Origin of the sequence: Halorubrum ruber (assembly GCF_018228765.1) — an archaeon.
GTDB lineage: Archaea > Halobacteriota > Halobacteria > Halobacteriales > Haloferacaceae > Halorubrum > Halorubrum ruber.
The window spans coordinates 2293856-2306760 of sequence record NZ_CP073695.1 but is presented as its reverse complement, the minus strand read 5'-3'; the positions used below and the strand labels follow the sequence as shown (position 1 = coordinate 2306760).

At 60.8% G+C, this 12905-nt stretch carries 15 protein-coding genes; 4 read left to right on the top strand and 11 right to left on the bottom strand.

The features are described from left to right. Positions 1-246: 246 nt before the first annotated feature. From J7656_RS11430 to J7656_RS11420, 4 genes are all read right to left on the bottom strand, one after another. The gene (locus tag J7656_RS11430) at positions 247-936 is read right to left on the bottom strand and encodes a hypothetical protein (RefSeq protein ID WP_211553331.1); all 690 of its coding nucleotides are present in this window, start codon (positions 934-936) and stop codon (positions 247-249) included. A gap of 422 nt (positions 937-1358) precedes the next feature. Then, a complete protein-coding gene (locus J7656_RS11425; protein ID WP_211553329.1) occupies positions 1359-3008 on the bottom strand; it encodes a sensor histidine kinase in 1650 nt (549 codons plus the stop codon). A 180-nt stretch (positions 3009-3188) separates the two neighbouring features. Beyond that, positions 3189-3395: a DUF6199 family natural product biosynthesis protein gene (locus J7656_RS15325; RefSeq protein WP_249191459.1), complete on the bottom strand. Its 207-nt coding sequence runs from the start codon at positions 3393-3395 to the stop codon at positions 3189-3191. A gap of 116 nt (positions 3396-3511) precedes the next feature. Beyond that, on the bottom strand, positions 3512-5122 hold the full coding sequence (locus J7656_RS11420; protein ID WP_211553327.1) for a hypothetical protein: 1611 nt from the start codon (positions 5120-5122) through the stop codon (positions 3512-3514). 373 nt (positions 5123-5495) lie between these two features. On the opposite strand from J7656_RS11420, the gene J7656_RS11415 reads away from it, so the two are divergent. Next, positions 5496-5840 carry a hypothetical protein gene (locus J7656_RS11415; RefSeq protein WP_211553325.1) on the top strand — a complete coding sequence of 115 codons (345 nt, stop codon included), beginning with the start codon at positions 5496-5498 and terminating at the stop codon, positions 5838-5840. 129 nt (positions 5841-5969) lie between these two features. Here J7656_RS11415 and J7656_RS11410 read toward each other — a convergent pair whose 3' ends face one another. Both J7656_RS11410 and J7656_RS11405 read right to left on the bottom strand, forming a co-directional pair. Further along, entirely contained in the window at positions 5970-6989 is a 1020-nt protein-coding gene (locus J7656_RS11410) for a tyrosine-type recombinase/integrase (protein WP_211553323.1), read from the bottom strand. A 593-nt stretch (positions 6990-7582) separates the two neighbouring features. Then, positions 7583-8281: an endonuclease III domain-containing protein gene (locus tag J7656_RS11405; RefSeq protein ID WP_017342755.1), complete on the bottom strand. Its 699-nt coding sequence runs from the start codon at positions 8279-8281 to the stop codon at positions 7583-7585. Positions 8282-8407: 126 nt separating this feature from the next. Between J7656_RS11405 and J7656_RS11400 the strand changes: the two genes are divergently transcribed. The 3 genes from J7656_RS11400 to J7656_RS11390 all read left to right on the top strand — a co-directional run bounded on the left by J7656_RS11400 (position 8408) and on the right by J7656_RS11390 (position 9468). Continuing rightward, positions 8408-8716, top strand: a complete 309-nt coding sequence (locus tag J7656_RS11400; protein ID WP_017342756.1) for a hypothetical protein — start codon at positions 8408-8410, stop codon at positions 8714-8716. Positions 8717-8860: 144 nt separating this feature from the next. Continuing rightward, on the top strand, positions 8861-9277 hold the full coding sequence (locus tag J7656_RS11395) for a DUF2178 domain-containing protein (RefSeq protein WP_017342757.1): 417 nt from the start codon (positions 8861-8863) through the stop codon (positions 9275-9277). Further along, complete coding sequence (locus J7656_RS11390; protein ID WP_017342758.1) at positions 9274-9468, top strand: helix-turn-helix transcriptional regulator; 195 nt, start codon at positions 9274-9276, stop codon at positions 9466-9468. Before J7656_RS11395 ends, J7656_RS11390 begins: the two co-directional genes overlap by 4 nt. Positions 9469-9486: 18 nt before the next feature. Here the strand turns inward: J7656_RS11390 and J7656_RS11385 are convergent, their stop codons facing one another. The 5 genes from J7656_RS11385 to J7656_RS11365 all read right to left on the bottom strand — a co-directional run bounded on the left by J7656_RS11385 (position 9487) and on the right by J7656_RS11365 (position 12834). After that, positions 9487-10125 carry a fibrillarin-like rRNA/tRNA 2'-O-methyltransferase gene (locus tag J7656_RS11385; RefSeq protein WP_026046185.1) on the bottom strand — a complete coding sequence of 213 codons (639 nt, stop codon included), beginning with the start codon at positions 10123-10125 and terminating at the stop codon, positions 9487-9489. Next, a complete protein-coding gene (locus tag J7656_RS11380) occupies positions 10118-11122 on the bottom strand; it encodes an NOP5/NOP56 family protein (protein WP_017342760.1) in 1005 nt (334 codons plus the stop codon). Before J7656_RS11380 ends, J7656_RS11385 begins: the two co-directional genes overlap by 8 nt. A gap of 84 nt (positions 11123-11206) precedes the next feature. Beyond that, positions 11207-11443, bottom strand: coding sequence for a glycine zipper domain-containing protein (locus J7656_RS11375; RefSeq protein WP_017342761.1), 237 nt, complete (start codon positions 11441-11443; stop codon positions 11207-11209). A gap of 120 nt (positions 11444-11563) precedes the next feature. Next, positions 11564-12346, bottom strand: coding sequence for a CBS domain-containing protein (locus J7656_RS11370; protein ID WP_017342762.1), 783 nt, complete (start codon positions 12344-12346; stop codon positions 11564-11566). 122 nt (positions 12347-12468) lie between these two features. Continuing rightward, a complete protein-coding gene (locus J7656_RS11365) occupies positions 12469-12834 on the bottom strand; it encodes a helix-turn-helix domain-containing protein (RefSeq protein ID WP_017342763.1) in 366 nt (121 codons plus the stop codon). Between the last annotated feature and the right edge of the window lie 71 nt (positions 12835-12905).

Sequence of the window (12905 nt, the reverse complement as noted above, 5' to 3'; positions counted from 1 at the left end):
TCTCTGACTACCAATTCACATCAGATATAGTATCTTAATTGGTGCTCATATTTCTTACATTTTGGGCGCGCTCTCCCAGCGAGATGACCCCCATTATAATGGCTAAGTCAATAGGGCGGGGGTTGCGGTTCGCCGTGAGCCCGCGACAGCTGTGCTCGCCACACACGATCGCTGCCGATTGTGTCGCTGGTGCTCGTCACTCCCGGTGTTAGATTTGACAAGAAAAGAGCGTCCGCGGCGACGTCGTCACTGCTGGGGAATATCGAAGAGCTCGTGCCGTCTGTTGATTGTATTCCCGACAGTCTTTCGAGTACACCCAATTCGTCGCGCCGCCTCAGATTTAGACAGATTATCGAACACGACTCGATGAAGTGTCTCGCGTATGTCGTGATAGTTGCCGTCTTTGACGAGTTGCCCGTCCTCGACACGACATGCAATCGGTGGACGTCCCCCTGACCAACTATCTACGAGTATCTCGTCGTCATCGTGTGTCGTCTTGCGCTCTTTAATCGCCGCCATGATGCGGTGGATGTGCTCGATACTCGCCCCTCGTGTGAACGTGATTCTCTTCGCAGCGATTGTGATTTCATCGACTTTCCTGAGGTATTCGGCGACATGGTCTGGCTGTAATAAATAGGGTTCCGCGTCCCCGACTATCATCTCGTCCGCACCTTTCAGACCCTTACTCATGACTTCGCCTGCGCTCTCCTCACGGCGGTCGATGTCCTTCCGGTCGGCGACGAGACAAAGCCTGTACTCGTCGCCGACAGTCGACAGGACCGACGGCTGTTGTTTTAGTTTGCGTAGATGTCTCGCCTTGTCATCCTCGCGCAGGGTTCCCCCGTGCCTCTGCGCGACGAGCTCCATACACTGCTCATACTGCTCTTTGATCATCTCGTCTGTGCTCCCTGATAGGTATATCAATATCTGTTTCATCGCAAATATACATAATCGTGGATCGGTAAAAACAATCGTAAAAACCCGACGCGGGGGTGTGTGAGGAACTCTGAAAAACTAATTCTGCGACTGAGTTTTCGGAGTTTCTTCGGCGCTGTTTGTGCGCTCTTTTTAGAGTTTCTAAGAGTTTTTCAGCGCTTCGATTGAGTTTCTCACGGTGAAAATCACCCCCGATTTCGTCCAAAGATGTTTGTTGGTATAGAGAGGGATTTACCCACCCGGACACTCAGTCGCCGTTCGGCTTCGAGGAGAGCGAGAGCGAGAGAGTATACTGGGGGTGCAAGAGCTATCGCACACACGATCGTGACGGTGAGCGGGCGCGACTACAATTGGGAGGGGTGGTTCCGGAATCCCCTCACAGAGCACAATTTACAGAACAGTCAGGGCCTGTCAGTACAGAATCACGTTACGGTTTCAACGCCGAGGATCTCGAAGCGAGCTCCACCGGTCTCACTCTCAGTCACCTGTATCTTCCACCCATGTGCAGCAACTGTCTCGGCGACGATAGCGAGTCCAAACCCGGTCCCTTCCTCGCGGGTCGTATACCCCGGGTCGAACACGGACTCACGGTCACTCTCAGGGATACCGGGCCCATCATCAGCCACGTAAAATCCCGGCCGGTCAGGAAGCACTCCGACGGAGACCGTCACGTCCGGGCCACCGTGATCGATTGAATTCCGAAACAGGTTCTCGAACAGTCGTTGGAGCCGTGTCGGGTCCGCTTTGAACGTCAGGTCGTCCTCGACGCGTAACTCGGCAGCGTTTGTCTCAACCATCTCCCAACTGTTCTGTGCGACCGACGAGAGCAACACTGCATCCCACTGCTCGACTGGTTGGCCATCACGGGCGAGCGAGAGAATTTGCCTAATTAGATCCTCCATCCGAGTTAGCGCCCGTTCGATGGCTACTGCGTGTTCATTCTCTGCAACCTCCTCGATATCCTCGCGGAGTAATTCGAACCGCCCTGTGGCCACGTTGAGAGGATTACGGAGGTCGTGACTCACTAAACTGGCAAACTGTTCGAGACGTTCGTTCTGTCGCACTAATTCCTCACGGTACCGCTCACGGTCAGTCACGTCGGTCAGAAGGATGGTTCGGCCGAGCCCAGCTTTTGCTGTCCCATACGGTGTCTCTGTAACATGGTAATACCGGGGGCGGTCCTCTTGTTGGAGTTTCAAAATAGCGTCGTCGCTGTCAAGACAGTCAGCTACTCGTGGAAGTGTCGTCTTCAGAGGGGTGCCCTCGGCACCGTCAAGGTCAGGGAAGAGGGTCTGCGCAGCGCGATTCGTGTCTCGAATGTGGTTGCTCGCGTCAAGCGCAATAATTGGCTCGTCCCGTTCGCCGGCCAATTGGATGGCATCAAACTGGTCGATATAGACGAACGCGACACCAACGGCGAAGACGGCGACCCCGAGCGGCTCGTAGGTAATATCGATGAGGTAGGGCGTGGTGTACCCGATGATATCGAACACGACAGGCAGGCCGGTGATTCCAACGAGAGCGAGGAGCGCTCGTGTGTCGAGATCGATCTCGGTGAACAGTTCCAACAGCATGAAATAGCCGACAAAGGCGAGTGCATACGAGAGCCCCATTGCAGTCCAATGTAGCGGCCCTGTGTACACGGACAGATGAGGGAACGGGGTGGCGACGGCTGTCGTCGTGAAGTATCCTTGGTGGAGAGGATTGGTGACCTTCACCGCGACAAGTACGATGTAGACGGCGATAGCAAGGCGACGGTATGTCGGATTTCGATGGTAGGTCCGACCAGTATACGCTGAACAGAAGTAGAGCCATGCGCCGACAGCTGCGAGTCCCAGCACGAGCCCGAACGTATACCACGCGAGTTTGAGTGATATCGTTGGTGAGACGAGAAATCCGACGTGAGCGGTCGCCCACCCGCCGCTCGTCAGGAGGAGTGCCCACAATCCCCGTCGGGTATCAGCATTTGTGATACGTTGAAGGCGTGTGAGACTTATAAAACAGGCCAATGCAGCCACGACGAAGAGACCAACATAGAGCAGAAAGAGAGGAGATGTCGTCGAGACAGCCATATTGGACCGTCCCGGGGGCCAGGGTAATACTTTATGAATCTGTAAGGTGACGATGTCTTGATAGCGCGTGATAGACGCGCAGCTCTCATCGATCGGCTGTTTCAGGTGAGAATTTGTCTGAAGAACAGGATTTTAACAGAGCCGGGACTCACAAATCGTTCAGTACAGATGACCTGCCTCTTAGAGGAATCCTGTTACGCCGATGAATAAAAATAGCACACCTAATCCGCGATAAAGCCAGACAGGGGTGTTGGACTCCTCAGATTGGTCAGATGATGGACGTCGAAGGAGCTCAAATCCAAACGTGTGAATTCTCTTCGGAAGGAGAACATAGGCCAGACCAAGCGCTACAGCAATGACGTATCCGACCTGCCACAGAATTCTCATATGGTCCTTTTATGGAGTAAACTCATATATTTAATCGACAATACACAGCTCTAATCGACCGGCTGCTTCAGTCGATAATATGTCCGAAGAATAGGGTTTCAACAGAGCCGATGGTGCTAGTTCAGTATGTCGTAGAAGACATCATCACCGTTCTCAATCCACTGGTATAACTCCAAATCAGTAAGGAACCGAACCTCTTGCTTTTTTAGGTACGATGGTACGAAATTCGACACAACTAGCATCTCGTACTCCAACTCACGCCACTCGTCGGGAACACTGATCCATTGCCGATTATCTTTATTTGTGCTGGGGGTATGTATCACGTCTGCTCCTGCGTCCACACTCCGCCACGCATCAACTTTCTCCGGGAACGGTTTCCCCCCATCATCACTCTCTTCGTTGAAAATCAACCCGTCAAATTTCTCGTTCACGTCCTGAATGCCGCGTTGAGACAGCATATTTAACGTCGGGAGAACGAACTTCACTTCCACGAAATACACCGTTCCATCGTGGACGAACACGACATCCACTTCGTTCCCGTTCTGCTTCGCGGTTTTACAGCTGAACCACGCTTCATCGACTGCCTCGTTCAAATACTCGTACACGTACCGTTCAAATTCATGTCCGCGTTTCGCAGTCAAGTCAGAGAGGATTTCCCGGCTGTGCGGTTCATCACCGTTTTTCAGCAAAGGATAGATTTGCCGTTCTAACAGGATCGTGTAGTAATCCGGGTACAAGATGAAAGACACTGGGACTGGGCGACTAGCTCGCCAATTCGGGAGTTTCATCTCTTGACGTCCTTCGATCCGGAAGTACAACGGGTGCGCGTCCAAGTTCGATTCAGTCACTAAAATACAGTCTTTCACCTTGCCCCAGTCATCACCGAACACGTGCTCGCCGCACGTATCGAAATCATCCTCATCAAGTGAAATCGGACGATAATCTTGTTCAGTCCGTGCTGTCAGTTCTTGTTCCAAGACCTGGTCTATACAATTGCGGAATTCTTCGATGTCGAATATCGTGACCTCGTCCGGGAAATCGGTCGTGAGCGCATTCTTTGTTGTGTCTTCGAGCGTTGCAGCGAATCCGAGACTAACAATAAATCCATACCAGAAATCACCGTAGTCACGTACTGTTTCGATGTCGTCTTTCGCGGGTTTATCGAACGATCGGAAGAGTTCCTGTTGTTCGAGGAAATCTTCAGCGATACTGGTTCGTGCTGCGAGTGTCGCTCGCATACACCTCTCTGAGCAAAACCAGTACTCTGAATGTAGGAAATCGTGGTTTCCGTAGAAATCCAACCAATCACCAATCCCGGGTGTTTGCTCGATCGTTACGACGAAATCCTCTTGAATTTGGTTTAGAATCGGTATGAGTACCGTGTCCGCGCGGAGTAACGCGTCTACCCGTTCGTCGACGGTTTCCTGAACGTCGGTGTCGTTCGGGTCAAAGTACTTTTCAAACGCGTCAGCTCCTTCGTACACGTTTTTCAGTAATGGTGTCGCGTACAGGAATTTCTTGAACGGCATTCGATTCTCGGTCATCATGCCGTGTGCCCCTCCGTTCATTTCGTTCAGCAGCGATGCGATTACGTGTACGCTACCGAATTCTTCGAGGAGTTGGAGGAGTTCCGGGTGGTTTAGGTAGTTGTCTTGGATGTAGGATGCTTTCTGCTTGACGCGGTCATTATCCGCGACAGGAAGATTGAGACAGTCCGGGCAGAACAACCGTTCTTTTCGGGAGTGGTACGCGAGAGTGTGGTCACAATCGGGGCACGGCATTGGTTATTGTGTTGTGTTATAATCACTAGCAATAGTACGTTAGGTTCTATAGCTCTGTTGAAATCCTATTCTTTAGACATCTTCTCGTCTGAAACAGCTGGTCGGTGAAGGGTGCTTACTGAGTACAGTCATAGAGTACCTGTTCGTTTTGGAATCTACTTCATCCGAAAGCACTTATTCTCAGTCAAGTCATTCTAAACTAATGAAAAGACGCCAATTCCTCGCCGGAACCGTACCCACGGCATCCGTAGTTTTGGGCGGATGCCTTGGCAGTAGTCCGTCTTGTACGGGAGAGGATAGCTGGCCACCGGACGTACAAGTGGAGGAATTGGAACTCACACCGGGTGACTCGGAAGCCTTCAAGATACAGGTAGACGGCATTACTGGGTTCTCGTTCGACTCACGGTTGTATTCATGCGGTACCACGGATGCGCCAGTCAGATTTGGGGATGTCGACACCTCACCAGCGATAGATGCTCAACTTGATTCGTGCCCGCCAATTTGGATATGGGATGACTGTACACGTGTGACGGTAGATGTGCCAGTTCAGGTTGATCCTGATGCCGAAACCGGCACCTACGAATACGGTTTCAGCGTTAGGGAAACGATTGACGATCGGAATTCACATGACTACGAATATGCGATCACGGTGACTGAGAACTGAAACCTGACTGTGAAGCATTAAGTATTCCTTCTGTACTGACCACCCCCGTTCAGGATGTAACCCTTTCTAAGGATTTCAACAGAGCCAAAATTTTGAGAGGGGGTGTTTCCGGAATTCCCTTACTCGAACCTACATTTTATCGAGCACGTCTCGTCGTTGGTCCGGTGGGACCTGATCGTACTTGAGCGTCGTCTGTGCCGACTGATGTCGCAGCTGGGCTTTGGTCGCTGCGAGGTCTCGCTCGGCAGTCATATAGGTGCCCGTTGAGTGCCTCAGCGAGTACCAGGTCATCGACCGCGCGCCGCTGTCGATGCCAGCCTGATCACAGAGTCGTCGGAGTAAGCGGGCCAGCGACCGACTGCCGTACGTGGACCCCTCCCGAGTAAGCCAGAGCTCCTCGCGTCCGTCGTACATCTCAATGGTCTTGCGCTCGTCTAACCAGTGATCTAGCACTGTTGCCGATCGTGTCGTCAGACTCGTGCGCCAGTTGTCTGTGTTTTTCGAGCTGTCCTCGCGTGGTATCCTGAGCATTGCGTTGACAATGTCGCACCACTCAGTCGTGGCGCGAGCAACTTCGACCGGGCGGAGCGCGGCATCGAGACTTACACACACGATCGCTGGGATTTTCCAACCGCCAGCATCGAGCGCCGTCTCGCGGACTAGACGTCGTTCTCGGCGGGTTAGGTAGTCACGCGGAGCATCGCCTCCGCCACTGTTGAAACGCTGCTCGTGGTCCCATACATCGACGTGTGTCGTCTCTGCTAGCCAGCGGTAGTATCGGGCGAGAGCCTCTTCCGTTTTCCCTTTCGTGCTATTCCCGACATCCCAGTATGAGACGACGTCGTCGATGTACCGGTCCGCGTGCTTGGTCGTCGGCGGGTGTGTATATCGCTTTTCCTCGCCCCAAACCCACCGGTCGAATCGAGCGCATTTGTAAGCGGTCTCGTACACTGTATAGTCGCTGTATCCCTCCAACTTCTCGGGGTTCTTCGCCCGCTCTCGAAGCCATTTGACAAACCTCCGACGGAGCTCCGCATAATCAACCAGTTGCTGTTCATTGAGCTGTTCGGCGTTCTTTGAGGGGACTAAATTGAGGGATCGACCGCCCTCAATTTCAACAGAGTAGCGTTCGTGATTGCTTGCGGTCATAGTGCTTACACAAGCAAAACCACAAGACGAGGGCGCGATTGTGTGCGCGAGCCGTATCGAATGTATCAGGCCATTTATGGATGCGTCCTAAGCGCTACGCCTTTGGCCTGGCTCGGCAACCCGCGCGCAAACCAGCGTACGCGAAGCCGACTCAAGAACCTGACGAACCGACAGCAGCGACGCGATTCATAATGGGGTGGCGCGTGCCTGCGAGGCCGCTTTGCGGCCGAGCAGCACGCGCGAGGGAGTCGCTGGCGGCTGGCGCCGCCAGCGACGAGGCTGGGGAGGCGTGAGGTGCGGTGCTGTGCGTTCCCGCGAGCGAAGCGAGCGGGAGCACGGAAGTCGCAGCCCGCGCAGCGAACGGAGTGAGCGAGCAGGACCGTCTTCCGGAGGGGTGGGACTCAAAGGGGCGGCCGGGAAGCGGGCGTAGGCGACGAAAGCACCGGAGCGAGGGAGCGAACGGAGTGACCGACCGAGTGAGTAGCGCAGCGAGCGTACGCCCGCTTCCCGGCCGGGGCTTTGGCGGTCTCCGCTACCGAGTTCGTGTCACCGCTCGCTCACGAACCACCACCGACCGATCCCGCTCCATCGTATCAGCAGTACTCGCAGTCGCAGTACTCGTCACAGACGGGGTTGTCGCAGTCGGCCCCGCGGGCCGAACAGTGCTCTCGCCCGTGCCGAATCAGGAGGACGTGAAGCGGGTAGATCAGCTCGTCCGGGACCTGCTCGTCTAACACCTCGTGGGCGCGCTCGTTCGACGCGGACTCCTGGACGAGTCCGAACCGCTTCGAGACGCGCTCGACGTGGGTGTCGACCGCCATCGTCGGCTTCCCGAAGTGGAAGTTCAACACGACGCTGGCGGTCTTCGGGCCGACGCCTTTGATCTCGGTGAGCCACGCCTTCGCGTCGTCGGTCGCCATCGCGTCGAGGAACGCCAGCGAGTACGCGCCGCCGGTCTCCTCGCGGATCGCGGTCAGCGCGCGCTGGATCCGCGCGGCCTTCTGGTCTGGGAGCCCCGCGACGCGGATCGTCTCGGCAAGCTCGTCGTGGTCGGCGGCCTCGATCGCCGCGAAGTCGGCGTACCGCTCGAACAGCGCCTCCGACGCGCGGCGGGTGTTCTCGTCGGCGACGTTCTGCGAGAGGATCGTCGTCACCAGTTGCCTGACGCCCTCGCCCGGCTCCGCGGTCGGGTCCGCGCCGTGCTCGGCGACGCGGTCGACCGGCTCGTACAGCGCGACGAGGTCGTCGTGAAGCGCCCGGACCCGCGTCTCGTCCCACGTCTGCGTCGACATACGCGCGCTACGTGCGCGGGCGACTTGAGACCGGCGACCGCGGGCGGCTTCGGGGGCGGCGACGGCGGCCGACTTCGCGGCCGGCGGACGCGGTCGTTTATATAGCTCGCTCGACTACCCGAGCGCGTGTACCGGGCGAGCGACCGGGTCGACAACGAGAGGTGGATCGAGCTGCTCGACGAGGCGTGCGTCTCGCTCGACCTCGACGACGAGACGCGCTCGACCGCGGTCGACCTGTTCCTCTCGCGCGCCCCCGACGACGAGCGCGGGAAGCGCGTCGCGGCCGCCGCCAGCCTCTACGCCGCCGGGCTGATCCGCGGCGACGAGCGCTCGCAGTCCGCGGTCGCCGACGCGATGGACGTCTCCCGGCTCTCGGTCCAGAAGCGGTGGAAACCCATCCTCGAAGACGCCGGCTTCTCGCCGCCGTCGTGGTGAAAAGGCGGTAAATTGCGGTTTTGAGTCCTCTCGACACGTTTCCCTATGAGCACCTTCAACGGCGACAGCTTTATTATCAAACGTAAAGTGTCCTTTACTGTAAAGCGAGCTTTACACTCGGTTCGCGCCCGCTTTACCCCTCCCATGAGCGAACACAACGCCTCCGCGACGATACGGCCCTCCGAGCGGAAACGGTACAAGCGAATCGCCTACGGACTACTCGGCGCCGGCATCGCCGCGCTGTGGATCTCGATGGCGCTCGATCGGTTCGTCCTCGGTGTCGCCTTCTACTGGGCCGGCGGCATCGGGATGGGGCTCGTCCAGCGGTTCAGCCCCGTGACGCTGTACGACGAGCGCGACACGACCATCGATCGCAAGGCGAGCCAGCGGACGATGAAGACCTTCGCGTACCTCTTCATCCTCGGCCTGCCCGGCGGCCTCGTACTTCAGGAGAGCGGCATCGTCACGCTCCCGGGCGAGTTCTACGGCGCGACGTGGACGCTGTTTGCGATATACGCCCTGTACGGCGTGTTCGTGGGCTACTACAAGTATCGCGCATGAAGAACGACCTCCGCGAGCGGCGCGCCGAGACCGGCGAGAGCCAAGCCGACCTCGCCGCCGCGGTCGGCGTCACTCGCCAGACGATCAACGCGATCGAACGCGAGCGCTACGACCCGTCGCTGGAGCTCGCCTTCGCCCTCGCCGACCACTTCGACTGCCGCGTCGAGGACCTGTTCGAACCGGCGGCGTGACCGGCCGCCGCGGAGCGACTACTTCGGCGTCGCCACCACGCCGAGGTGGTCCTCGTGGTACCGGTCGAGCCGCCGCGTCTCCAGGATCTCGTACGCCTCCCGGAGCCGGTCGAGCGCGCCCTCGAACACCGTGTCCGGCTCCGCGGTCACGTCCTCGCTGCGCGCCTTGATCGCGAGCAGCAGCCGCCCGTCGTCGGCGAGGAACTGCGCGTTGCGGACGGCCACGTCGGCCTGACCGCGCGTGGCCACGTCCTGAACGACCGCGTCGACGTCGGCCTCGACGACGTGCGCGTACGTCGCCGGCTTCCGCGCGTCCTTGAGCAGCGGGAACAGGCGGTCGCGCGGCGCGGCGGCGTCGAGCAGGTCGCGCGCCGGTCGCGGGGCGAACTCGACGGCGTAGGTCGGGCCCGCGAAGTCGGCGACGTGGCTGACCGTCGTGCCGCTCGCGGCGCCGAGGTAGAGGACCGTCTCCCCGCCGGAGAGCCCGGTCTCTATCCCGAGTTCGAGCATGCCGCCGAGCTTCGAACGCTCGGGGTCCCACGCGCGCCAGCCGTCGGCGGTCGGCTCGCCGTACACCGGCTCGCCGCGGGTCGCGAGCCGCCGCTCGCCGTCGAACTCGCGGCGCTCGACCCCGTCGGGAAGGGTCGACTCACTCATCGTCGGCCCCTCCGTCGCTCGCCGCGCCGCCGGCTCCGTCGTCGCTCGCCGCTTCGCCGTCGTCGCCGCCCTCGCTCGTCCCGTCGTCCGCACGCGCCCGAATCGTCGCCATCCGCTCGCGGAGGTCGTCGTGGAGCTGTGCCCGTCGTTCGCCGGCGTAGTGGTCGGCGCGCGCCGCGAGCGTCAGCTTCCCGGCAAGCGCCCGCGCCGCGGAGCCGCGGTCCTCCGGCCGCGTGCCGCGGACGAACTCGTGAGTGTAGATGATCCCGTGCTTCGGCGAGGGCGCCCGTCCCGAGAGGTGCGCGAACAGCGCGTCCTCGGCGCCGAGTACCTGAACCGTGCCGGACGGCTTCTTCGCGAGCGACTCTAACCCGCCCGCGAGCGCGATCAACCGCGCGGCGAGCTCCGGCCCGGCCATCTCGGTGAGGTTCGGGGCGACCGCGGGCGCGATCCGAGCGATCGTCTCCGCGAGTTCGGCGCGCTCGTCGTCGAGGTCGGCGGCGCGCTCGGCGAGGGAGACCGCCCGCCGCTCGACCTCGCTCTCGGGCTCTCGGGCCGCGATCTCTCGCGCGCCGTCGACGCCGGAGCCGACGTCGTCGAAGAGGCTACCCGCCCACTCGACGGAACGCTCGGCGAGCTCGTTTGCGACGCGCTCGGTGTCGTCCATCGCCCGGATCGCGTGGATCAGCTGCGCGTCGTCGGCGCGCTCCCGCTCGCGGACCGCCTCGCGGGTCGCGCGCGTCGTCGCGGCCTTGAGTCGGTCGTAGTACTCGTCGGCGTCGTCCGCGAACCCGGACTCGACGGCGCGCGCGGGCCAGTCGGCGGGCGACGCGGCGCTCCCGTCGCGCACCCGCGCCGCGGCCGCCGCGGTCGCGGCGTCGCCGCTCTCGGTGTCGGTGTCACTGTCGTCGGTCGCGTCCGACGGCAGCGCCTCGAACCAGCCATCACCGCCGTCGGACGCCGCGTTCGCGTCCGGTCCGGCGTCGGTGTCGCTCATTGCCGGCGGCTACTCGCCCCGGCGGTATAGACGTTCCCGATGCGAGCGGGGACCGCTCGCTCACCCGTCACGCTACGGCGTCGCTCACGCCGCCGCGTCGGCCTCGAGGTCGTCCTCGTCCCCGTCGGCGTCGTCCGCTTTATCGGCGAACACGCCGCCGGCGCCCGACTTCAGTTCGGCGAGGGTGGCGCCCGCCAGCCCGCCGAGCGCGCCGCCCGTGCTGGCCGCGTTCCGGCTCCACAGCCCGCCGACCGCGGCGCCCACCGCGGCGCCGACGGCCGCGTACTTCGCTCTGCTCAACGAGTTTCGGATTCGTCCCATACGCCCTCTTTCTTGTCTGCTCATAAAAATGTGTCTGCGAAGACCACGAATTATGGCGGTCGGCGCGGATAGCCCGATCGAGGCAGGTGGTCGGAGTGAGGCGGTCGCCGTCGGTCCCGCTTACTGAAGCCGCTTCGTCGTCTCCACGAGGGGGTGTCGCGCGTAGTCGACGACCTCGATGTCGCCGACGACGCGGAGCCCCTCCTTCTCCGCGGTCTTCGCCATCCCCAGATCGACCGGGGTCCGGGGGACGATCACGTACGCGTCCATCGTCTCGATGCCGGCCTTGCGCGCGGCCATCGCCCGGTGGTGGCCATCGGCCAGGTAGAGGGTGCCGCCGTTGTCGATGACGACGAGGGGCTCGGCGAGCCCGTGTTCGAGCTCGTACTGCCGGCCCTCCAGCTCGTCGGCGTACACCCGCGCCTGCGTCGGCGTCAGGTCCGCGATGGCGACCTCGCGGCGCTCCTCGTCGAGCTCGACGCCGTGGATCTGCGAGAGGGTTCGCATTAGCTTCCCGACCTTGCCGGGCGTCGCGCGCTCGATCTGCGAGCGGACCACGTCGGTGTTCGAGATGATCCCGACGAGGTTGTCGGCGTCGTCGACGACCGGGAGCCGCTGGATGCCGGAGCGGAGGATTACGCGCGCCGCGTCGGTCACCTTCATGTCCGGGTGCGCGACGATCAGGTTCTCCGTCATCACCGTGAACACGGGGGCGTCGTCGTCCGCGAGCAACAGGTCCCCGGCCGAGACGAACCCCTCGACGGTGCGGCCCTGCGTGACTGGGAACCCGTTGTGTCCGTCGCTGTCGGCCATGCGGCGCGCGACGGTCGCCACCGTCTCGTCCGGGCTGACCGTCTCCACCTCGCGGGTCATGTACTCCCCGACCGTCGGTTTCCCGGTCATCGTCCGCCCTATACGCCCCCGGAATAAAAAGAGGGCGGAGAGACGGAGGCCCGCCACGGCGGCACGGCGCGTCCCCCCCACCCGGGGCGGTCCAGGCGAACGACCCCCGATCGCGGGCGTCGCTACCGCCCCGGCGGCCCTCCCGTCACCGCTTCGTCGGGCTCGCCGTTCGGGCGTTCGACCCGGGCTCTGAGCCGGCCGCTCTCGTCGACGGTGACCGAGACGCGGCTCACGTTCCGCTCGTAGCGTCGGTACCGGCCCTTCTCGGCGTCTATCGAGACGTGTTCCGTCACCAGGTCCAACTCCCTGAGCGTGTCCAAGCGCCGGTACACCGTCGACATCGGGATGTCGCACCGCTCGACGAGGTCCGCGACCGAGGTCGGCTCGTCGAGCGCGGACAGGATCGTCCGGTTCGTCTCCTCGCTCAGCGCGTCGAGGAGCCGCCCGACGAACTGCGACTCCTCGCGCTTCGACCCGGCGTCACTCATCGCGAACGCCCGGCGATGCGGGTTCGCTTCGCCGGTCTCCGTACCGGCCTCCTGTGCCGTTCGCCCTCGGT

Coding starts and splice junctions, on each gene's coding strand:
- J7656_RS11380 (WP_017342760.1), bottom strand. CDS start 11,122: ATGAGCGACACCGACGCCGGACCGGACGCGAACGCGGCGTCCGACGGC.
- J7656_RS11425 (WP_211553329.1), bottom strand. CDS start 3,008: ATGGCTGTCTCGACGACATCTCCTCTCTTTCTGCTCTATGTTGGTCTC.
- J7656_RS11395 (WP_017342757.1), top strand. CDS start 8,861: ATGAGCGAACACAACGCCTCCGCGACGATACGGCCCTCCGAGCGGAAA.
- J7656_RS11390 (WP_017342758.1), top strand. CDS start 9,274: ATGAAGAACGACCTCCGCGAGCGGCGCGCCGAGACCGGCGAGAGCCAA.
- J7656_RS11410 (WP_211553323.1), bottom strand. CDS start 6,989: ATGACCGCAAGCAATCACGAACGCTACTCTGTTGAAATTGAGGGCGGT.
- J7656_RS15325 (WP_249191459.1), bottom strand. CDS start 3,395: ATGAGAATTCTGTGGCAGGTCGGATACGTCATTGCTGTAGCGCTTGGT.
- J7656_RS11430 (WP_211553331.1), bottom strand. CDS start 936: ATGAAACAGATATTGATATACCTATCAGGGAGCACAGACGAGATGATC.
- J7656_RS11375 (WP_017342761.1), bottom strand. CDS start 11,443: ATGGGACGAATCCGAAACTCGTTGAGCAGAGCGAAGTACGCGGCCGTC.
- J7656_RS11370 (WP_017342762.1), bottom strand. CDS start 12,346: ATGACCGGGAAACCGACGGTCGGGGAGTACATGACCCGCGAGGTGGAG.
- J7656_RS11365 (WP_017342763.1), bottom strand. CDS start 12,834: ATGAGTGACGCCGGGTCGAAGCGCGAGGAGTCGCAGTTCGTCGGGCGG.
- J7656_RS11405 (WP_017342755.1), bottom strand. CDS start 8,281: ATGTCGACGCAGACGTGGGACGAGACGCGGGTCCGGGCGCTTCACGAC.
- J7656_RS11385 (WP_026046185.1), bottom strand. CDS start 10,125: ATGAGTGAGTCGACCCTTCCCGACGGGGTCGAGCGCCGCGAGTTCGAC.